Genomic DNA, 21,524 nt, shown 5'->3' with positions numbered 1-21,524 from the left:
AAGCAATTATGTTTTTTAAACATCATAGATATTCAGGAATAATTGTACCACTATCTTATTTGTCGGATTTAATTACCATTAATGTGCTGGCGTATAATTTACCCTTACAATTTAAATATCCCTTACTTTTTTACTCCTACATAAATATTGCATGGATTATAATTGCAACAAAATCAGAATATTACATAATATACAGGTACACTAAAGTTACACGCCTCTTAATTCTTATCAGCAGTCAATTTTTCTTTTTTACCTTAATATTATTTGCCTTTATCGGGTTTTTTAAACAACCCAATATTAGTAGGTTGGCACTTGCTCAATTTTTGACCTTTTCTTTGATTGTTGTATCTACAGTAAAGTTCCTAAACTATTATTTTTTGATGAAGTATCGCAGCAAGGTCAAGGGAAACCTAAGAAACGTGGTAATCATTGGCAAAAACAAAAAAGCTGACCAGCTTCGGCAGGTCTTTCTTGAAAGAGCTGAATTCGGATATAATTTTCGGAATCAATTTTCCACTAAATCCAAGGACTTTATCATTCAAGATTGTTTTGATTATATAGTGGAAAACAATATTGATGAAATTTACTGCTCCATTTCAGAACTCAAAAATGAGGAGATAGCCAAGTTCATCAGCTTTGCCGATAATAACTTGAAAACGCTCAAGTTTATACCGGACAATAAAAACATCTTTTCCAAAAAATTAAAATTTGAGTACTACGACTATATTCCCGTGCTATCTCTACGAGACATACCTTTAGATAGCCCTATCAATGCTTTCATCAAAAGAACTTTTGACATTATTTTTTCCTTAGTGATTATTGTTGGGCTGCTTTCTTGGCTGACACCTATTTTGGCTATATTGATTACTTTGGAATCCAAAGGCCCCGTGTTTTTCAGACAAACCAGGAACGGTATTGATAACAGAGAGTTTTATTGTTACAAGTTCCGGTCTATGGCCCCCAACAGGAATGCCGACCATATCCAAGCCACTAAGAATGATATGCGAATCACAAAAATAGGCCGGTTCATTAGAAAGACCAGCATAGATGAGCTTCCTCAATTTTATAACGTTTTGTTCGGAACCATGTCCGTGGTTGGCCCACGCCCACATATGGTAAAGCACACTAACGAATACGCAACAAGTGTAGATAAGTATATGGTTCGTCACTTTGTAAAACCCGGAATAACTGGTTTGGCCCAAGTTCGAGGGTATCGAGGTGAGATTGAACAAGAAACAGATATTCAAAACAGGATTAAGTTCGACATTTTTTATATTGAAAACTGGTCTTTGTTTCTGGATTTAAAGATTATTGTACAAACTATCCTTAATGCCCTAAAAGGGGAGGCAAAAGCGTATTGAACCGAAAAATTTCTGCAACTCGCCCAGAAAAGTTTTTATTCCGTGTTCGGATAGGCTATGTTTGTAAAGTTGAAGATTCCAATTGACATAAAAACAAATGAAAAGAACTCTTATTACCGGAGCAGCAGGTTTTCTTGGCTCTCACCTTTGTGACAGATTTATTGCAGAAGGGCACGAGGTTATTGCAATGGATAACCTTATTACCGGAGACCTTAAAAACATAGAACACTTATTCCCCTTGGAACAATTTACGTTCTACAATCACGATGTAACCAACTTTGTGCATGTTCCAGGAAATCTGGATTATATCCTTCATTTTGCTTCTCCTGCAAGTCCTATCGATTATTTAAAGATTCCCATTCAAACGCTAAAAGTAGGTGCGTTGGGAACCCATAACCTGTTGGGCCTTGCCAAGGAAAAGAACGCTCGCTTTATGATAGCCTCTACATCGGAAATATATGGGGATCCCTTGGTGCACCCACAAACCGAGGAGTACTACGGTAACGTTAATACCATAGGACCAAGAGGTGTGTATGATGAGGCCAAACGCTTTCAAGAATCCATCACAATGGCCTATCACAGATTCCACGGGTTGGACACAAGGATTGTACGAATATTCAACACCTATGGCCCTCGAATGCGACTGAACGATGGCCGTGTAATCCCAGCATTTATGGGGCAAGCACTTCGTGGTGAGGACCTGACCGTTTTTGGCGATGGTTCACAAACCCGTTCTTTTTGTTATGTAGATGATGAAATCGAAGGAATCTATCGCTTACTGATGAGCGACTACACGCTTCCCGTCAATATTGGAAACCCCAATGAAATCACCATCAAGGATTTTGCCGAGGAAATTATCAAGCTTACTGGAACCGATCAAAAAATCATTTATAAGCCGTTGCCTAAAGACGACCCCATGCAACGCCAACCCGATATAACCAAAGCAAAGGAAATTCTGGGATGGGAACCTAAAGTGGGACGTGAGGAAGGCATGCGCAAAACGTTTGAATTTTTCAAAGGCTTATCCAAAGACGAACTCGAGAAAACCGAGCACAGAGACTTTTCAAACCATAACAAAAAGTAATTTTTTTGTCATTTCGAAATGAGGAACGAAGCTACAATTGAGAAATCTGACTTATTGTAGATTTTCCGCATACGCTCGAAATGACAACTGCTCTCTACAATGGCTTAGTGGTATTCGTGAAATTCCTGCCTGCGGCAGGCAGGAGTGTCAAAAAGTGAGTGCAGATCATTTACAAATAAGGCCCAAATTAAATTTGAATTGCGTTATTTTTGCCAAAACGTTGAATCATGAACATCTTGGTCCTGGGCTCTGGCGGTCGCGAACATGCCATTTCCCTTAAAATTTCACAAAGCCCCAAAACATCCAAACTCTTTGTAGCGCCCGGCAATGCTGGAACCTCTCAAATTGCCACAAATATTGAGGTAGGGGTTAACGATTTTGAAGCCATTAAAGCATTGGTGTTGAAAGAGAGTATCGATTTGGTGGTGGTGGGACCAGAGGACCCCTTGGTAAACGGGGTGCACGATTTTTTCTTGAATGATGCTGAATTGAAATCTGTTCCGGTAATCGGGCCAGAGAAAGCGGCAGCAGAACTCGAAGGAAGCAAGGAATTCGCCAAGGAGTTTATGATGCGACACAATATTCCAACAGCAGCCTATCAAAGTTTTACTAGCGAGACCTTGGAAGAAGGGTATAGCTTTTTGGAAACCTTAAAACCACCCTACGTGCTCAAAGCCGATGGTCTGGCAGCAGGGAAAGGGGTATTGATTCTTCAAGATTTACAAGAAGCCAAAGACGGGTTAAAATCCATGTTGCTAGACTCCAAGTTCGGAGATGCAAGTGCCACGGTGGTCATCGAGGAGTTCTTGGACGGCATTGAATTGAGCTGCTTTGTACTCACTGACGGCACCAACTATAAAATTCTTCCAACAGCCAAGGACTACAAAAGAATAGGCGAGGGCGACACCGGACTCAATACGGGAGGCATGGGGGCCATTTCCCCCGTTCCTTTTGCCGATTCCGTCTTTATGGAAAAGATAGAGCGTCAAATCGTAAAACCGACCGTAGATGGTCTTAAAACCGACAATCTGCCTTATGTTGGTTTCATCTTTATTGGTTTGATAAAAGTCGGTGACGAACCCAAAGTAATCGAATACAACGTTCGTATGGGCGACCCCGAAACCGAAGTAGTCATCCCAAGGTTAAAAAGCGATTTGGTGGAGGTGCTTTTGGCCATGGCCAATGGAACTTTGGATCAAGTAGACCTTCAAATTGACGAGAGGGCAGCAACAACCGTTATGGCAGTATCGGGCGGTTATCCCGAAGCCTACGAAAAAGGCAAGGAAATATCGGGGACGGAAAAAATTAAAGATTCCATTGTGTTCCATGCAGGCACAAAACTGTCCAACGAAAAAGTGGTAACCAATGGTGGACGCGTAATAGCAATTACTTCCTTTGGAAAGGACTTTAAAGAAGCACTACAGAAATCCTATCAAAATATGGAAAAACTCCATTTTGATGGCATGTACTATCGAAAGGATTTAGGATTCGATTTATAGGTAAGAGTGAGAGCTGATGCTCTTGTCCTCCTCGCCATTGTCGTTGAATATTTTCAACTGTTGCATCCAATAAACGGAGGCTATCAAACCAATAACAAAGAAAATCCAGTTAATGGTGTTGGAACCCCACCAGCTATCCATAAAACGGAAAAAATCCAATGGTGCGAAAAGGTAGTTTACAAATAAGTCCTCTATACCGTAAAAAAACTTGCTCATGTTGGCTATATTTACTTTACAAAAGTAGCAAAAGATAGGATGATTTCAAGCTTTTTCGGAAAAACTAAACCCATAAATTACATTGTTCTTGCCATTATTTTGTTTCTTTTTTACTTCACCAATGTTTTTTTTCAGCTCGGGGAACAAAGAATCAATGAGGTTATTACTTTGGAAATCTTGTTGTTCGCGGCCTTGTTGTTGTCCACATTTATTGTCAACCAAATTGTAAGAACCGAAAAGGCCACGGAATTTAACTCCTATGCCATGCTGTTTTTTTTACTTTTGATTATCACCTTTTCTGATGAGCTCATTCTTCAAAATGTGATTTTCGCCAACTTTTTTTTGCTTTTGGCATTTTGGAGGATATTGTCCATCAAATCCACAAGAAATGTAAAACACAAGATTTTTGATGCCTCCCTATTGATTGCCCTTGCAAGTTTATTTTACGATTGGTCCCTTGCATTTATGCTTCTTGTCTTTTTTGTGATTGGTGCGTATGATCGTAAAACATTTAAGAATTGGTTGGTGCCCTTTATTGGTATGGGTACCATATTTATATTGACGTTCACTGTTTTAAAATTGAAAGGGTCTTTGGGTTTTTTTGAAGAGCACTACCAGTTCTCATTGGGTCTTTTTACCACCAGATCATTCTTTCAGGTGTTGAATATAAAGACTTTGGTTTACCTTATTTTAACGATCGTTGTTTCCGTTTTGGTGTTTGTACGACTGCGCAATGTGAGCGGCGGCAAATTACTTTTGCTAAGGATAGTATTCCTGATCTTTGTTTTGGGAACGGGCGTTATTCTTTTTACCCCGGCCGATGCTTCGCCAGTGTTGATCACGTTCTTCCCCGCAGCCGTTTTTGTTACCAACTATTTCGAGGGTATAAAAAAGCCTAGGCTTCAAGAAATGGTTTTAATATTCAGCATGATCGTGGCCTGCTCGCTTTTTGCCATTCATCTTAAGTAAATATGGCATAAAGCAATATCTTTGAACAAATTTTAAGCTATGTTCAGCGATTTTGCCTTCAAGATATTTCAGGAAAGTATAGATACCTATCACATCAAGGACGATGTGTACCAAGAATTTACCAACCCTTATCCAAAGGATAAAGTAGAGCACTTGCTTTATAGAAAAAACTGGATCGATACGGTACAATGGCATTATGAAGATATTATCCGCGACCCAGAGATTGATCCTGTGGCCGCGCTGGACCTTAAACGGAAAATCGATGCGAGCAACCAGAACCGCACGGATTTGGTAGAATATATTGATAGCTATTTTCTGAATAAATACCAGTCGGTACAAGTAAAGGATAATGCCACTATCAATACCGAAAGCCCTGCATGGGCAATTGACCGACTTTCCATTTTGGCATTAAAAATTTATCACATGCAAGAAGAGGTGAACCGAACGGATGCCTCAAAGGAGCACATCCAAAAATGTAGTGATAAACTTGCCGTGCTTTTGGAGCAGAAAAAAGACCTTTCCATAGCCATTGACCAATTATTGGCAGACATTGAGGCGGGAGACAAGTACATGAAAGTCTACAAACAGATGAAAATGTACAACGACGATGAACTAAACCCTGTACTTCGTGGACAAAAAGGGTAAACATACCCATATTTTGTTGATTCGGTTGTCGGCGATGGGCGATGTGGCTATGACCATTCCCGTTATCCGTGCGCTGACCGAACAATACCCACAAATACAGCTTACCGTACTTACCAAAAAACCGTTCATCCCCATTTTTAATGGGTTGGGGAATGTTCGGGTAAAAGAAGCCGATGTTAAAAATCGACACAAGGGTTTGATGGGGCTTTGGCTTCTGTACAAAGAATTGAAGCCGCTAAAGTTTGATGCAGTTGCCGACTTGCATAATGTGTTGCGTAGCCGCATACTCCAAAAGTATTTTGCGTTGGAAAGCATACCATTTGCCCAAATTGATAAAGGTAGAAAGGATAAAAAAGCACTTACCCGTCCCAAGAACAAAGTATTTCAGCAATTAAAAAGTACCCATCAGCGATATGCCGATGTTTTTGCCGAACTCGGTTTTCCTATTGATTTATCCACTGCCAAACCATTGGAACGTGTTCAACTTTCAGAAAAAGTATTGGAACTTGTGCAGCAGGGCACCAAAAAATGGGTGGGTATAGCACCATTTGCCGCCCACGAAGGGAAAATGTATCCGTTGAAACACATGGAGGAGATAATAAAAACCCTTAGTGATACCGATAAGTATAAAATATTGTTGTTTGGAGGCGGTACCAAAGAAGTGGAGGTGCTGGAACAGCTTGCAGCTACCTACAAAAATACCTTGTGCATGGCGGGCAAGTTGAATCTATCCGAAGAACTGGAGCTCATTTCCAACTTGGATGTCATGTTGTCCATGGACAGCGGCAATGCACACATGGCCACCAACTATGGCATTCCAGTAGTAACCCTTTGGGGTGTAACCCACCCGTATGCTGGGTTTTATCCGTTTGGGCAGCCTTTGGAAAACGCACTTATGGCCGACCGCGAAGCCTATCCCTTGATTCCTACTTCGGTTTATGGCAATAAAGTACCCAAAGGCTACGAAAATGCCATGAAAACCATTCAACCGCAAGAAGTATTGGAGAAGTTATTGGGGGTTTTGGAGGTTTAAACCATTTTGTAGCCTCTGATTTATTTTTAAGCTTCTGGAGTTTGTTCTCGCAAAATTTCCAAAAACAAATTGGTCAATTAGTTAGGGCCATCCATCAATTGTAATAGGGCACCCATCAATTGCGTCAAAACAAATAAGGATTAATTTCTGAATTTGGCAACTTGTATGTTAGATATTCAATCTGACTCGATTAAACCTAATTCGTTATTATGAAAAAATATTTTTTATTCCTTTTCTCTTTGTTGATACTCTCCTGCTCTAAAGATGAAGAAAGTTCCGTTCAGGAATCAATAGTACCCGTGGTTTCCGATATCAAAACAACAGAAATAACAAGCTCTTCCGCTATGTTGAAATGGACGGCATCTATTTCTGATAAATCCAAATTGAGCTTTAAAGTATTTTTGGAAGGTTCTTTAGTGGCCGAAAATGTTACATCAAGTTTTTTAAAATTGGAAAATTTGGAAGAGTTGACAAAATATTCCGGAAAAGTTGTTGCATCTAGCAATAAGGGAAAAACTAGCGAGAAGGTGTACTCGTTCACCACAGTTCAGGCACCTAGCCCAACAGGTTTTGAGATAAACGTAAATGAAATAACAAGCAATAGTGCACAGTTAACATGGACATCTTCAACCATTGAAGGCGATTCTGAAATTAGTTACGAAGTATATTTAAACGATGACCTTTTGCAAGAGAATTTTAATGGAACTTCACTTTTGTTGGAAGAACTGGAGTCTTTTAAGGAACATGCAGTAGAAGTCGTTGCCGTTGGCTCAAACGGAAAGAAGAAAAGCGCACAAAGCTCTTTTAAAACTCTTGGTGTTCCACCTACGAGCTTTCCATTGTCTGTCGGAAACTCAATTAATGGACTGGAGGATTTAGATCCTTATGGTCTACAAGTTACATGGACTCCTCCTACAGTTGAGGGCGGGTACGATTATGATTACAATATCTACTTAGATAATGTTCTTGTATTGGAAAATCTTGTCAGTACAGCAGACTCATATATATTTGAGGGTTTAAATGAAGGAGAAACCTATACGGTCGAAATAGTCGCTAAAGCCTTAAATGAGACAGAGACCATAGAAACCATTACTTTTACCACCCTAACACATCCCGAACTTACTGATTTTGATGTTGAAATCACAAGTTTTGATAGTACATCTGCATCTGTAGAATGGACGCCCTCCACCTATCCTGAAGACAAGGAGGTGGTTTATAGTGTTTATCTTGATGGGGTGCAGCAGCAACCGTCCAACACCTATATTTTGGAGACAAATTATCTTATTGAGGGTCTTGAACCAAATACTCAATATGAAGTTGTTGTTGTCGCTGTTATGAAAGAGGAACATTTCACCAAAACCCTGGAAAAGGAAATTGTATTCACAACAGACTATGCAGAACACCCTACTTTGCAAGTTACGGAAGCAGTTTTGTATACACCAGAGAGTGAGTTCTTTGCCGGTCAGCTTTTTGTTAAATTTTCAGAAAATATTGAAAACATAAACATATCAAAGTTTAGTGCGGGCAATATTTCCATTGACAGCTTTATTTTTTACCCCACATCTATTTCCAGTGGAATCTTTTCAGCAGAGGACTATAACACAATAAGCATGGACAAAACAGGATATGTTCATGTTGTGGACAATGGAAAAATATATAAGATAAACTTTGATATTGTGGAAGAGACGAATTAAAGATTTTTTAATTTGAATGTCCGTAATGTGTCATAAATTTACCAACGTCACCCTGAACTTGATTCAGGGTCACATAAAAATGCTCATATTCAGCAGGATGAGATGTTGAAACAAGTTCAACATGACGCCAAAAACTTAAGCGGACAATCAGTTTTTTAATTACTCCAGAAGGCTACAAATGCCATAAAAACCCATGAAAACCATTCAACCGCAAGAAGTATTGGAGAAGTTATTGGGGGTTTTGTAGCCATCCGTCAAATCATAAGGGGTATTCATGGACCATTGGGCACCAATGATCAAGTCTATGTTGTTCTTTGCCTCTAAATCTACCATCTTTAAGTATTGAAAGCTAAAGAGCATACCAAGCTCCATTTGGAAATAAAGTGAATCCATTTAAAAAAATAGACCCGAAAATAGGATTGTTAAAAGATACAACGAGCCCTTTTTTTGGCCGATATCGCTTAGAGTTTAATCAAGTGTGTCCTTTTAGGGAACCTTCGTATAACAGGGTTTTTATAAAAATCAATACGGATGCAATAGAGGATGTGAAAAGGATATACCATTTATTTCCACAACATCTGAAGTATCAAATTCAATTATACAACCAAGGAAGTATTAGACAGAAACAGAACTGTTTAATTGACTGCTTTGAAGATGATGATTGGTTTTTATGTTTGGACATGATGGGGGATGTTGCGTTTATGCCCATGTATAACTTCTATTTTGCACTATTGAGCGTAAGTAGTTATCTGGAGAGTTGTCATTTTTTCATTTTTTCGTCCGGTGATAAGGATACTCGATGGATAGACGAATATAAAATCAGTGGTGGTAAGCTAGAGTTTTCAAGAAATGAGATGGAAACAGAATCTTTTTGGGGATCAATTATTTATTACCTAAAGGAAGCTATTAAGCTAAACACTTTTGAATTCAAAAGATTTGCTGCATTTCAGCTCTATGATTTACTTTTTGATAATACAGATTGTTGTATAGAAAAGGTAGAGGGGTGTCAAAATAGCCATTTTTCCGGTGAGGAAACTACTGGTGATGTACAAGAATATATTGAAACAATGAATATTCAGGAGCAAAAAGAAATAAACAGATCGCTCAAGGTACTTTTCAATCTCAAGTTGGACAATAGTTTAAAGGGAGAGCTCAATAAGTTGTTCGCATTTAACACGCTTGATCACAAACGTGGGGGTGACATAAAATAAGTGTTAAAACAATTAAAATGGCGGGTCCTTGTTTCAGACTATATTATGAAAACTCAAATTTTGCCCCCATTGAAGCTGTTCGGAACAAATTGATAAATCTGATTTCAGAAAGGCAAATACTTTTTAAGCATAGTCGGATACGAGAACTGGAAAATGGTTGGGAAATGTTTCTCGACATGCCACTAATTACAATGCCTCCTTCGTCCAAAAGGAGAAAATCCAAGGGCTTTACAGGAATGATACTGTTAAGTCATTCATCGCAAAATGAATTTAAAGATATAAGCAATGCCGAAAAAAGAAGTTTGACCGACAATTTAGGTTTTGTGCCCCAATGGAGTTGGACAGGCTGCGCGATGTGCAAAGAGGACAAAGATATTGATGGGCTGTATTTTCTAATGGACTTTTTAATCAATGAATTCGGAGGATTTCAGAAATTGAACAAAATAAATGACGGTTTATTATTGAAGGAAGATTCAAACAGCATTAGCTATGTTGAACTCAGGGATTATGAAGCATACTTTGGTAAAAGAAACATATCAGATGAGGAGAAGCGACAATATGAGCAATACATACCGCTTACATCTTACTACATGATAAATTCAAGCAAAACAAGTTTTAGAAACCTTGATTATTGAATAATATGATCCCCCTACTTGTTAGCTCGACTTTACAGGAATATGCAATAGAGTATTTTAGTGATATAAGTACGATACCCATCTATCGACAAAGACACGCTTTTACCTGCGAGAGACTTGAAAAATAGGCGCGTCCCATCCTTTAAATTGAAAAAGACAAATCCCTATGGAACAGAATTTGTACCTTTATTATAAGAAAAACGAAGCTATTATGGCAACGATGGATTTAAGGGATACTGTAAAGGGGTACGTGGAAACAGCAGATATAAGACTTTTGAAAATGATAAAGGCTTTGGCCGAAAGTTACCAAAAAGATGAGCAAGAACTTGCCTTGACCGAAGAACAATATCAAATGATCGACAAGCGGAGGGAAGCCCATTTAAAGGGGGAAAGCAAATCCCTTACTTGGGAACAGGTCAAACAGAACGCAAGAAACGCCGGTCAGTAGATGACATATATTTTAGAGGTCAAAGATGAGGCCAATCTGGAAATCATCGAGGCCTATCTTTATTATGAGGAAAAACGTAGGGGATTGGGTGAAGAATTTTTGGAACACTTGGACAGTTATTTTGATAGAATCACCACAAACCCGAAACACTTCCCACAAAAACGCAAACCTTACCGAGAAGCATTCATAAAGCGTTTTCCTTTCTTGATTGTTTACGAGGTCATAAAAAACAAAGTAATCGTTTACTCCGTGTTCAACACATGGCAAAATCCAGAAAAGAGGAAAACATAACCCCTGTTAAGCCAGTCTCTTGGCTCGCACCGAACATGAGTAAGCGAGTATAATAAGCTTATGTTCTTTGAAAAAATAATTAAGAGAAGGGATATACGAGCGTGATGCCTGTCTGCCGACAAAGGCAGGTTCGCACCAATGGTGAATTGCAGGTGCGTTCCACCTACTCAATTAAAAGTACTTATTTAAGTACTTTTTTGATATATTTGCATATATGGAAACAGTAAACTACACAAGATTCAGGTCAAACCTAAAACATTGGTTCGATAAAGTCATCAACGATGTAAGCGAGGTCATCATCAAACGCAAGGGCGGCAAGGATCTTGTTTTGATATCATTGGACGAATACAATTCATTAAAAGAAACGACCTATTTGCTGACGGGCAAGAACAGGGATGTCCTCTTGAACTCCATCAAGGAACTGGAAGCAGAAAAAGGCATTGAAAGAGATATGATCGAGTAGATGAAGCTGACCTGGTCCACATCGTCATGGGAAGATTATCTGTATTGGCAGAAAGTCGACAAGAAAATAGTGAAACGAATAAACGAGCTTATTAAAAGTTGTATACGCACCCCTTTTGAGGGTATTGGTAAACCCGAAGCCTTAAAAGGAGACTTACAGGGCTATTGGTCAAGACGAATAACATCGGAACACCGATTGGTCTACAAATATGAAAATGATAGGTTATTGATTGCAGCTTGCCGATACCATTATGGAAAGTAAAGTCCCGTTAGTGCAAGCGCGGTCGTTCCTGCAGTACAGTACGTCTTAAGCCACCGAACCTTGGCAACTACTTCCCGCTCCTGCGGTGCAGCCATAGCAATGTTGTGAGACAACAATGTCCCGATTGCTCAGCACATCATCATTGTAGTCCTTAATGTGCTTTACCTTGCTCGCTACCTTTAGGTCCAACATTTGGTTAAAGTCGCAATCGTAGAGCCAACCGTCCCAACTTACGGAAATGGTGTTGGTACACATTACATTTTTTACCGCAGCCGGGTTGTAGGCTTCCACCAAGGAGTACATATAATCCTCATAATTGTCCGACGCGATGAGATAATCCAAAAACCTTGAAATCGGCAAATTGGTAATGGCAAAAAGGTTGTGGAAGTCAATGTCAAAATCGGCTTTCAGTGCTTTTTTAAAATCGTGTTCCATGGCAGCTTGGTCGGCAGGCAAAAATGCCCCCGAAGGATTGTAAACCAAATCCAATCGCAAATCACTATCGGGCATCCCATAGCCCACTTCGTTGAGCATTTGCAACGCTTTTATAGATTTATCAAAAACACCATCCCCGCGTTGTTTGTCCGTTTTGCCGCGAGTGTAGTGGGGCATGGACGATACAACGTGCACATTGTGCTTTTTAAAGAATTCAGGGAGGCCGTTATATTTTTTATTGGCCAAAATAATGGTCAAGTTGGAACGGACTATAAAATCTTTAATGCCCGCTTCGGAAGCTTCCTCTACAAACCATCTAAAATCGGGGTTCATTTCGGGCGCGCCGCCGGTAAGATCTAGGGTATGGGCCCCAGTATTCCGAATCACCTCCAGACATTGCTCCATGGTCTCCCGGGTCATGATCTCCTTCCGATCTGGACCGGCATCCACATGGCAGTGTCCGCAAACCTGATTGCACATATATCCCACGTTGATCTGGAGCACCTCTAACTTTTTAGGCCGTAACGGAAACTGACCTGTTTCTGCAATTTTATCTTTAAAGTAGGGCAGCTCACCATCGGCAAAAAGCCCCCCATTTAGAACCTCTAGCTGTGTTTGGGTATTGGCAAGTGCGTCTTTCTGTGCCTTTAAGGATTTTTTGGCAGCTTTTTTTAGGTCTGTAAGTATGCTTTGCGTCATATTATAATCTCTCTAATCATAACGGAAATTTTATTTCCATCTGATATATTGTTGTTTACACTTTCTGTCCAATGGCTAACAGCGTAGCGGTCTAATGTCTAAAAGCGAAGTGTTCCAAAATTACATGGAAAGCTTGTCGTACTTGTTCATCATTTGTACTCCATGGACCAAGGTGGCGCCACTTTCTATGGCAGCACCTGCGTGTACGGCTTCCATCATTTCTTCTTTGGTGATTCCCCGTTGCAGGCCATCCTTGGTGTAGGCATCAATACAGTACGGGCATTTAACCACGTGCGATACGGCCAGGGCGATCAAAGATTTTTCTCTGGCGCTCAGCGCTCCCTCCTCAAAAACTTTTCCGTAGTAGTCAAAAAACTTGTTGCCCAGTTCTTCGCTCCATTCGGTGATCTTACCAAATTTTCTCAAGTCTGCTGGGTCGTAATATGATTTGGCCATGTTTCTTTGATTTAATGTTTCACCTAAACATACAACAAATATCACTATTCGTTTTGGTCGAAACGATATGGAATAGATTACATGTTTTGATCAATAAATTGTGGGTGTTGTCAAAATAAACAAGATTACATCTGATTATAAGGCTTTTAAAATGAAAAGGTGTCTAAAAAGCAACAAAATTTTGAATTTGTCAGGTTGAGCGCAGTCGAAACCCATTGATTATCAACCTGACTTAAGTTCTCGACCGCGCTCGAACTGACAACGAGCTTTTTAAACACCTCTTGTGCTCATTCAAATATAAACCGACCAAAAACTATTTTGTCGAAGGAAGCACTACGGTATCAACAACATGGATCACCCCATTGGATTGGTTCACATCAGCTATGGTTACTGTAGACACGTTTCCAGCACCGTCCTTGATCATAATGGTGCCTTCACTCATCATTGCGGTCAATTTGTCCCCGTTTACCGTAGTAAGCTCTGTCATTCCATTACCTTTTTTGATCCATTCCATCAAATCACTGGCATTGTACTTTCCGGCCACTACGTGATAGGTAAGTACGCTTTGTAATTTTGACTTATTTTCTGGCTTGAGCAAGGTAGCCACGGTTCCTTCCGGTAATTTTTCAAATGCACTGTTGGTAGGAGCAAATACCGTAAAAGGTCCTTCGCTTTGCAATATCTCTACCAGACCAGCGGCTTTTACCGCAGCTACCAAAGTAGTATGGTCCTTGGAGTTCACGGCATTGGAAACAATGTCCTTGCTCGGGTACATAGGGGCGCCTCCCACCATTTTAGTTTGAGAGAATCCGGTTGTAATTGTCATAAATCCAACGCAGGATGCCATCAGCGTCAATGTTCTTAAAGATTTCATGTGATTTAAATTTTAGTTTATATAACCACTTACGGAGTTTTTGCGGGGAGGGTTTGGTTTTTGGTAAGATTGATGATTATTTAATCTAAATACGACCTATTGGCAATGTATCCAAAGCCGCAATATGTTAACTTTGCTGTATATTGATGTACCCAAATGCTTGAAAACAAATCCATAGGCCTCGTGCTTTCTGGGGGAGGTGTTCGCGGAATGGCGCACATAGGCCTGATCAAGGCCATGCGCGAACACCATCTTGAAGCCAAAGTAGTGGCTGGCACAAGTGTCGGTGCCTTGGTGGGGGCACTTTACGCCAACGATAATTCTGTGGAGGAAATGATCACTTTTTTTAAAGAGACCCCTTTGTTCCAATATAGCTTCTTTGCCATAAAAAAGCCCGGCTTTATAGACACGGAACGCTACTTTAATATTTTTAAAGAATTTTTCCCGGACAATAGTTTTAAAAGCTTGAAGCGGCCTCTTTTTGTGGTGGCCACGGATTTATTAAAAGGAAATGAAAAAGTGTTTTACGATGGAGAACTCATAAAACCCCTTTTGGCATCGGCAGCCCTGCCACCCGTTTTTAGTCCGGTGGAGATTGATAATGTGCTTTATGCAGATGGGGGCATCATGAACAATTTTCCAAAGGAATATGTAGACCACCTAGCGGATTTTATTATAGGGAGCAACGTATCCATAACCACGCCTCTGGAAAAGAAAGATTTGCGAAACTCCTTTCAGCTTACGGGAAGGGTCACTAGTTTAATGATCCATGCTTCAAACAATGAAAAATTGCACCAATGCGACCTTTTTATCGAACCAAAGGAATTGGATTCGATCGGGGTATTGGATAAAAAGGGTATCGAAAACGCCTTTAATATTGGGTATGAGTACGGCAGTAGGGCCTTGGAGCAATTTTTGTAAGCCCCTAGTCCTGTTTTTTGTTGTTCAGTTGCTCAGTTAATGGATTAGTTCATCCCGTATTTCGCCCACTGTGCTGTTGACGGGGTTCAAGTGTCAAGTATTAAGTTCAAGAGCCAAGACACAAGTTCAGAGTTATGAGTTATTGGATTATTGAGTTACTGCAAACTGCCACTGCCGACTGCGTACTTCCGACTTCGGACGTTTCGACTGCCTGCCCGTCCGGCAGGCGGGCGCTCAACGTGACATTTCGGACTAAGTTATTGGTCCAGCAACCCGAAACCCGAAACTTGAAACCCGAAACGGACACCCGACTTCGGGCTTCTGACATCGAGCATCAAACATCGTCGTAATCCACTTTTATTTTTGGTGTGATGGGATGCGACTGACAGGTCAAAACAAAACCTTCTTCGATTTCACCATCGGTAAGGATCTGATTTTTTACCATTTCCACTTTTCCTTCGGTCAAGCGGGCAATACAACTACTACAAACACCACCTTGGCAAGAATAAGGAGCGTCTATATCCTGTTTTAAAACAGCATCGAGGACCAATTCTTTTTTATCCATCACAAAAGTGAAGGTCTCATCATCCAAGATTACCTCCACCTGGGTCTTGCCTTTCAGTGTTCCGGCAAGTTCATCTTCGGTATCATCGCTGGTAAAAAGCTCAAAATGGATTTTTTCTTCGGAAACACTGTTTTCTTTAAGTGTAGCGGATACTTGTTGGATCATATCTTCGGGTCCGCAGAGGTAGAAAGCATCAAACTCAGTCCCCTTGAACTTGTTTTTGAGCACAAAGTTTACGGTAGATCGTTCAATCCTACCAAAAAGGGCGTCTTCCTCATGGGACCTACTGTATACATATTGCACAAAAAAGCGGTCGCCATATTGTTCCTTTAGCGACTGTATTGTTTTAAAATACATGGTCTCTTCGGGCGATTGGTTACCAAATACCAATACAAAGGTATTTTCCGGGTTGTTTTCCAAAACGGTTTGGGCAATGCTCATGATCGGCGTAATACCACTGCCGGCAGCGAACGCGGCAATTTTTTTTGGAGAGGTTTCATCAAAAACAAAACGGCCTTCTGGAACCATTACCTCTATGGTATCACCGATCTTTAAATTCTCGTTGGCATATACGGAAAAGGTACCGCCATCCATCTTTTTAATGCCCACCGTTAATTTTCCCGAAGATGGTGGTGTGGAAATGGAATAGGCCCGGCGTAGTTCCTGTCCGTTCAATTTATGTTTTAAGGTAATATACTGTCCAGCTTTGAAACGATAAGCTTCTTTAAGATTTTCTGGAACATCAAAAGTAAGGGCCACGGCATTGGGAGTCAATTGGTCCACCGCGGCTATGGTTAAAGCATGAAAATGGCTCATGTAAAGAATTTTGCTGCAAAATTAAGCATTACACTCCTTTTGAGCAGCTATTTTTATAAAAAGCGTCCCTCTTCTGTAACAAATCCAATAAATTGGACACCAACTAAAAAAACGCCAACCATGCTCAAACATTTTATTGGACTCCAGTGGAAGTCATTTTTTAGGTCAGCAAGTTTTAAAACAGAGATTTGGTTTAAGATTTTAATGGCCTTGGGAGCACTATACTTTATTGTTGTGTTCCTGGGAATGGGCGTTGGGGCCTATTTTATTATCGAGGATATGGAAATTGGCGATCCGTTGCGGGTGGTCAATCGGTTTATGGTTTACTATTTTGCCTTTGATCTTGTATTTAGGTACATGCTGCAAAAAATGCCAGTAACCAATATTAAACCTTTGTTGTATTTGCCCATTAACAAAACCAAGGTTGTCAATTTTTCGCTGGGTAAAACCGTAATCTCGTTTTTTAACATAGCCCACGCGTTCTTTTTTATTCCCTTTAGTATTGTTTTGCTGGTTGAGGGATATCCACCAATACAGGTTGTTGGATGGCATTTGGCTTTGATGGCCCTTTTTTACTGTAACAACTTTCTCAATGTTATGGTAAACAACAAAAATGCTGTTTTTTATGTGTTTGCCGTATTGTTTATTCTGGCCGGTGCCTCCCAGTACTACCAATGGTTTGATATTACCGTTTATACCCAGCCCATTTTCGATTTTTTCTACGACATGCCTTGGACGGCCATAATTCCTTGGTCGGTTTTGTTGGGAATGTACTACGGTGCTTTCTCCTATTTTAAAAAGCATATGTATCTGGATGGTGGTCTGGCCAAAAAACAGGCCGAAGCTAAGACAGAAAACTTAGAGTGGTTAGATCGCTTTGGCAATCTGGGCACCTTTTTAAAGAACGACATCAAACTCATAAAGCGGAACAAAAGATCGCGAACGGCGGTGCTCATGGGCTTCTTCTTTATATTTTATGGATTGCTCTTTTTTACGGGCGCCCTCGAAGTATACGACGGGCCCTTTTGGAAAATTTTTGCGGGGATTTTTGTTACTGGAGGGTTCCTCTTTAGTTTTGGGCAGTATGTGCCCAGTTGGGACAGTAGCTATTATCCTTTGATGATGAGCCAGAACATCAAGTACCGCGAGTACTTGTCATCCAAATGGTATTTGGTGATCATTGCGACCATCATCTCCACCATTTTGGCCACCTTTTATATCTATTTTGGATGGGAGGCCTATGCTGCTGTCTTGGTAGGTGCAATCTATAATATTGGAATAAATAGTTACTTGGTGCTTTGGGGCGGTGCTTATGTAAAAACCCCGATAGACCTCACCTCCAATAAAAAGGCATTTGGCGATAAGCAGGCCTTTAATGCCAAGACACTTTTGCTCACTTTGCCCAAATTGGCATTGCCGATCGGGATTTATGCCCTAGGCCATTTTTTGATCAACCCGACCGCAGGGTACATTTTTGTTGCCGTTTTTGGCTTACTTGGATTTGTTTTTAAGGAAAAGGTGTTCACCATGATCGAGGGCATTTACAAAAAGGAGAAGTACAAAACCTTACAAGCTTACAAACAGAAATAACACACCATTAATAAAAAATACATGATCACAGTTCATAATTTAACCAAGACCTACGGCCAAAACACCGTTTTGAACATTGAACAACTGGAAATCCCCAAAGGCCAAAGTTTTGGTCTGGTCGGGAACAACGGAGCGGGAAAAACAACCCTTTTCAGTCTGTTGTTGGATTTGATTCAGCCCTCAACCGGGCACATTGTCAACAAAGATGTGCAAGTAGACCAAAGCGAAGCTTGGAAACCGTTTACTTCGGCATTTATTGATGAGACCTTTTTGATAGGCTACCTAACTCCCGAAGAGTATTTTTACTTTATCGGGGAACTGCGCGGTAGAAACAAGGCCGATGTGGATGCCCTACTGGCCAATTTCGACGATTTCTTCCATGGGGAAATATTGGGTCAGAAAAAGTATTTGAGAGATCTTTCCAAAGGAAACCAAAAGAAAGTGGGCATTGTGGCCAGCTTTATTGGCAACCCCGAAGTAGTGGTCTTGGACGAACCCTTTGCCAATTTGGACCCGACCACCCAAATTCGGTTGAAGGGAATCATCAAGGATTTGGCAGCCAAAGAAGGTGTCACGGTATTGGTTTCCAGTCACGATTTGATTCATGTTACCGAAGTCTGCGAACGTATCGTGGTGCTCAACAAAGGCGAAATCGTGAAAGACATCCATACCTCTGCGGAAACCATGAAGGAGCTCGAAGCTTTCTTTGCCGGTTGATGTTTGAAAAGCATCGCCAAAAATTCTTGCATTTTATCGATAAGCCTTATAATAATCCGCTCATTTTTGAGTTTAAGGTTACACAAGATTATCGATAATTTTGAAGCTTCATCACACATTTTTAGGTGCCATGGTTTTGGGAGGGCTTGCATTCAATGCATGTTCCACCCAAAAGGACAAGTTCATCAACCGAAATTGGCACGCACTCAACACCGAGTACAACACCTTGTACAATGGCAATTTGGCCTTTCAAAAAGGATTGGAAGAAATCAATGCCACGTATCGTGACGATTATTGGGAAATCCTTCCCGTGGAGCGCTTAAAGGTCACCGACGAGATAAAACTAGACTCAGAGGACAACAACCCCAACTTCCTTATTGCCGAGGAAAAGGCCACCAAGGCCATCCAAAAGCACAGCATGGACATCAAGGACGAGGAGCGCAATCCACAGATTGATGAAGCATTTCTTTTGCTGGGGAAGTCCAGATATTTCGACCAACGCTACATTCCGGCTTTGGAGTCTTTCAACTATATTCTACGAAAATATGTCGAGAGCGATAAGCTGAACGAGGCAACCATTTGGAGGGAAAAAACCAACATGCGGTTGGACAATCCCGAAGTGGCCATCAAAAACCTAAAACGCTTGTTCAAGTATGAAAAGTTGAAAGATCAAGAATATGCCGATGCCAATGCTGTTTTGGCACAGTGCTACATCAACCTGAATGCTCCGGATACTGCCATTCAAAAACTGAAAATATCCCAGGCCTACACCAAAAAGAACCCAGAAAAAGGAAGATACCTGTTCATAATCGGACAGTTGTACGACCAATTGGGTCATAAAGATAGCGCCAACTACGCTTATAACAAGGTCATCGAGCTCAACCGTAAATCGCCCAGGGTGTACATGATCAATGCTCACCTAAAGAAAATACAGAACATCGAACTTACGGAGGGCAATAGGGCAGAAATGCTGGAATACCTCACCGATTTGGAAGAAAACCGCGAAAACCGACCTTTCTTGGACAAAATCTATCGTCAAGTTGCCGAGTTTCACATGGCCTACGAAGAAGATAGTTTGGCCTTGGCCTATTACAACAAATCCATACAGGCTACCCAGGGCGAGCGAAAATTGAACGCGCTGAATTATCAAAGTTTGGCCGATTACCATTTTGATGAGGACGAATACAGAATAGCGGGCTCCTACTACGACAGCACCCTGACCAACCTGAACGAGAACACGAGAAAGCATCGTGACATTAAAAAGCGATTGGACAACCTCGAGGATGTCATCAAATACGAGGATATTGTACAGCATGCCGATAGTGTGATTACCTTATACCAAATGCCCGTGGCGGAACGCAAAGCCTATTTTGAGGACTACATTGCCGAGATGAAGCGTAAAGAAGAGGCCGAAGCCGAAAAGGAATTGGAACGCACCAAGGCTGGATTTGCCACTTTTGCCGATAGCAAGGGCGGCAAAGAGAATCAGGGAAAGTTCTATTTCTATAACATTACCAGTCTAGGCCACGGCAGAAACGATTTCAAGACCCGATGGGGCACAAGGAATCTCGAGGACGATTGGCGTTGGAGCAACAAATCCAAAACACTGGTTTCCGAGGCAACAGGGGAAGAAATTGCCGCCAATGACGAGGTGTTGACCGAAGACCAAAAGTATTCGGTGGATTATTACTTGGAGCAAGTTCCCACCGATGTGGCCGTTATCGATAGTTTGAAGGGCGAACGCAATTTTGCCAATTATCAGCTGGGGCTGATCTACAAAGAAAAGTTTAAGGACAACATGCTGGCCGCTGCCAAGTTGGAGCGCGTACTGTCCTCCAATCCCGAAGAGCGCTTGATTTTGCCATCAAAATACAACCTGTTCAAGATTTATGAGGAAACAGGAAGCCCATTGGCTGTGGGTATGAAGCAGAACATCGTGACCAATCACCCGGATACACGCTACGCGGAAATTTTGTTGAACCCACAGGCTATACTTGACGGAAACACGGACAGTCCCGATGCCAGGTATGCGGCCTTGTTCAAACAATACCAAAAACAAGAATTTTTGCAGGTCATTACCCAGTCCGAAGAGTATATCAATCAATTTACGGGCGACCCTATTGTACCCAAGTTCGAGATGCTCAAAGCAAATGCGATAGGACGTTTACAAGGGTTTGAACCGTTCAAGGAAGCACTTAACTACGTTGCACTTACCTACCCTAACAATCCAGAAGGGAAGAAAGCGGAACAAATGGTGGAAGAGCAATTGCCCAAATTGGAGACCAAGGAGTTTTCCCCAGAAACAGGTTCCACCGGAACAGGAAACTGGAAAGTGGTTTTTCCGTTTAAAATCAAAAATGATGAAAAGGCCGTCAAGCTCAAAAACCGTTTGGTCGAGGTGGTGGACGAACTAAATTACAAGAACATTGTATCCAAGGACATATATAATCTGGAAGATCAATTTGTGGTGGTACACGGTTTTCCGTCCAAAGATTTTGCCTTAGGCTTTGCGGAGCTTATAAAAAACAATAGGGACTACCTTATTAAAGATGAGAATTTTGTAATTTTATCCGATAATTATAAAATAATACAGGTCCACAAGAACTTAGAATCATACAAAGCACAATTTTAATCCCCAAAA

General features: G+C 40.9%; 23 protein-coding genes. 17 read left to right on the top strand and 6 right to left on the bottom strand.

Annotated elements, in window-relative coordinates; all coding sequences use genetic code 11:
• Positions 1-8 precede the first annotated feature (8 nt).
• From GO009_RS01005 to purD, 3 genes are all read left to right on the top strand, one after another.
• Positions 9-1,361, top strand: coding sequence for an undecaprenyl-phosphate glucose phosphotransferase (locus tag GO009_RS01005; protein WP_163624285.1), 1,353 nt, complete (start codon positions 9-11; stop codon positions 1,359-1,361).
• A gap of 97 nt (positions 1,362-1,458) precedes the next feature.
• Positions 1,459-2,445, top strand: coding sequence for a UDP-glucuronic acid decarboxylase family protein (locus GO009_RS01000; protein ID WP_163624284.1), 987 nt, complete (start codon positions 1,459-1,461; stop codon positions 2,443-2,445).
• 227 nt (positions 2,446-2,672) lie between these two features.
• Positions 2,673-3,944, top strand: coding sequence for a phosphoribosylamine--glycine ligase (gene purD / locus GO009_RS00995; RefSeq protein ID WP_163624283.1), 1,272 nt, complete (start codon positions 2,673-2,675; stop codon positions 3,942-3,944).
• On the opposite strand, the gene GO009_RS00990 is transcribed toward purD, so the two are convergent.
• Positions 3,939-4,160: a uracil phosphoribosyltransferase gene (locus GO009_RS00990; protein ID WP_163624282.1), complete on the bottom strand. Its 222-nt coding sequence runs from the start codon at positions 4,158-4,160 to the stop codon at positions 3,939-3,941. The two genes, purD and GO009_RS00990, sit on opposite strands and share 6 nt — an antisense overlap.
• Positions 4,161-4,199: 39 nt before the next feature.
• On the opposite strand from GO009_RS00990, the gene GO009_RS00985 reads away from it, so the two are divergent.
• From GO009_RS00985 to GO009_RS00970, 4 genes are all read left to right on the top strand, one after another.
• Positions 4,200-5,129: a DUF6427 family protein gene (locus GO009_RS00985; protein ID WP_163624281.1), complete on the top strand. Its 930-nt coding sequence runs from the start codon at positions 4,200-4,202 to the stop codon at positions 5,127-5,129.
• A 39-nt stretch (positions 5,130-5,168) separates the two neighbouring features.
• On the top strand, positions 5,169-5,774 hold the full coding sequence (locus GO009_RS00980) for a DUF4254 domain-containing protein (protein ID WP_163624280.1): 606 nt from the start codon (positions 5,169-5,171) through the stop codon (positions 5,772-5,774).
• The gene (locus GO009_RS00975) at positions 5,758-6,807 is read left to right on the top strand and encodes a glycosyltransferase family 9 protein (protein WP_163624279.1); all 1,050 of its coding nucleotides are present in this window, start codon (positions 5,758-5,760) and stop codon (positions 6,805-6,807) included. Before GO009_RS00980 ends, GO009_RS00975 begins: the two co-directional genes overlap by 17 nt.
• A 209-nt stretch (positions 6,808-7,016) precedes the next feature.
• The gene (locus GO009_RS00970) at positions 7,017-8,501 is read left to right on the top strand and encodes a fibronectin type III domain-containing protein (RefSeq protein ID WP_163624278.1); all 1,485 of its coding nucleotides are present in this window, start codon (positions 7,017-7,019) and stop codon (positions 8,499-8,501) included.
• 204 nt (positions 8,502-8,705) lie between these two features.
• Here GO009_RS00970 and GO009_RS00965 read toward each other — a convergent pair whose 3' ends face one another.
• Positions 8,706-8,894 carry a hypothetical protein gene (locus tag GO009_RS00965; protein ID WP_163624277.1) on the bottom strand — a complete coding sequence of 63 codons (189 nt, stop codon included), beginning with the start codon at positions 8,892-8,894 and terminating at the stop codon, positions 8,706-8,708.
• Here GO009_RS00965 and GO009_RS00960 point away from each other — a divergent pair.
• From GO009_RS00960 to GO009_RS00935, 6 genes are all read left to right on the top strand, one after another.
• On the top strand, positions 8,885-9,712 hold the full coding sequence (locus GO009_RS00960; protein WP_163624276.1) for a hypothetical protein: 828 nt from the start codon (positions 8,885-8,887) through the stop codon (positions 9,710-9,712). The two genes, GO009_RS00965 and GO009_RS00960, sit on opposite strands and share 10 nt — an antisense overlap.
• 176 nt (positions 9,713-9,888) lie before the next feature.
• Entirely contained in the window at positions 9,889-10,347 is a 459-nt protein-coding gene (locus tag GO009_RS00955) for a hypothetical protein (protein ID WP_163624275.1), read from the top strand.
• Between the two features lie 166 nt (positions 10,348-10,513).
• The gene (locus GO009_RS00950; RefSeq protein ID WP_163624274.1) at positions 10,514-10,795 is read left to right on the top strand and encodes an addiction module protein; all 282 of its coding nucleotides are present in this window, start codon (positions 10,514-10,516) and stop codon (positions 10,793-10,795) included.
• A complete protein-coding gene (locus GO009_RS00945; RefSeq protein ID WP_163624273.1) occupies positions 10,796-11,086 on the top strand; it encodes a type II toxin-antitoxin system RelE/ParE family toxin in 291 nt (96 codons plus the stop codon).
• 214 nt (positions 11,087-11,300) lie between these two features.
• On the top strand, positions 11,301-11,549 hold the full coding sequence (locus GO009_RS00940) for a type II toxin-antitoxin system Phd/YefM family antitoxin (RefSeq protein ID WP_163624272.1): 249 nt from the start codon (positions 11,301-11,303) through the stop codon (positions 11,547-11,549).
• Positions 11,550-11,810 carry a Txe/YoeB family addiction module toxin gene (locus GO009_RS00935; protein WP_163624271.1) on the top strand — a complete coding sequence of 87 codons (261 nt, stop codon included), beginning with the start codon at positions 11,550-11,552 and terminating at the stop codon, positions 11,808-11,810.
• A gap of 45 nt (positions 11,811-11,855) precedes the next feature.
• Here GO009_RS00935 and arsS read toward each other — a convergent pair whose 3' ends face one another.
• The 3 genes from arsS to GO009_RS00920 form a co-directional block, all read right to left on the bottom strand.
• A complete protein-coding gene (gene arsS / locus GO009_RS00930; RefSeq protein WP_163624270.1) occupies positions 11,856-12,944 on the bottom strand; it encodes an arsenosugar biosynthesis radical SAM (seleno)protein ArsS in 1,089 nt (362 codons plus the stop codon).
• 120 nt (positions 12,945-13,064) lie between these two features.
• The gene (locus GO009_RS00925) at positions 13,065-13,400 is read right to left on the bottom strand and encodes an arsenosugar biosynthesis-associated peroxidase-like protein (RefSeq protein WP_119607732.1); all 336 of its coding nucleotides are present in this window, start codon (positions 13,398-13,400) and stop codon (positions 13,065-13,067) included.
• 313 nt (positions 13,401-13,713) lie between these two features.
• Positions 13,714-14,274 (bottom strand): fasciclin domain-containing protein, encoded by a 561-nt coding sequence (locus tag GO009_RS00920; RefSeq protein WP_163624269.1) that lies wholly within the window; start codon positions 14,272-14,274, stop codon positions 13,714-13,716.
• Between the two features lie 156 nt (positions 14,275-14,430).
• Here GO009_RS00920 and GO009_RS00915 point away from each other — a divergent pair, with 156 nt between their 5' ends.
• Complete coding sequence (locus tag GO009_RS00915) at positions 14,431-15,195, top strand: patatin-like phospholipase family protein (RefSeq protein ID WP_163624268.1); 765 nt, start codon at positions 14,431-14,433, stop codon at positions 15,193-15,195.
• A gap of 334 nt (positions 15,196-15,529) precedes the next feature.
• Here GO009_RS00915 and GO009_RS00910 read toward each other — a convergent pair whose 3' ends face one another.
• Entirely contained in the window at positions 15,530-16,576 is a 1,047-nt protein-coding gene (locus GO009_RS00910) for a ferredoxin--NADP reductase (protein ID WP_163624267.1), read from the bottom strand.
• A gap of 120 nt (positions 16,577-16,696) precedes the next feature.
• Between GO009_RS00910 and GO009_RS00905 the strand changes: the two genes are divergently transcribed.
• The 3 genes from GO009_RS00905 to GO009_RS00895 all read left to right on the top strand — a co-directional run bounded on the left by GO009_RS00905 (position 16,697) and on the right by GO009_RS00895 (position 21,515).
• Entirely contained in the window at positions 16,697-18,166 is a 1,470-nt protein-coding gene (locus GO009_RS00905) for a DUF5687 family protein (protein ID WP_163624266.1), read from the top strand.
• A 21-nt stretch (positions 18,167-18,187) separates the two neighbouring features.
• Complete coding sequence (locus tag GO009_RS00900; protein ID WP_163624265.1) at positions 18,188-18,883, top strand: ABC transporter ATP-binding protein; 696 nt, start codon at positions 18,188-18,190, stop codon at positions 18,881-18,883.
• A gap of 130 nt (positions 18,884-19,013) precedes the next feature.
• Positions 19,014-21,515: a lipopolysaccharide assembly protein LapB gene (locus GO009_RS00895; protein ID WP_163624450.1), complete on the top strand. Its 2,502-nt coding sequence runs from the start codon at positions 19,014-19,016 to the stop codon at positions 21,513-21,515.
• Positions 21,516-21,524 lie beyond the last annotated feature (9 nt).

It is taken from the genome of Allomuricauda sp. TY007 (genome assembly GCF_010468565.1).
Taxonomy (GTDB): domain Bacteria; phylum Bacteroidota; class Bacteroidia; order Flavobacteriales; family Flavobacteriaceae; genus Flagellimonas.
The sequence above is the reverse complement of the archived record's forward strand: the minus strand, read 5'-3'. Positions and strand labels throughout refer to the sequence as shown.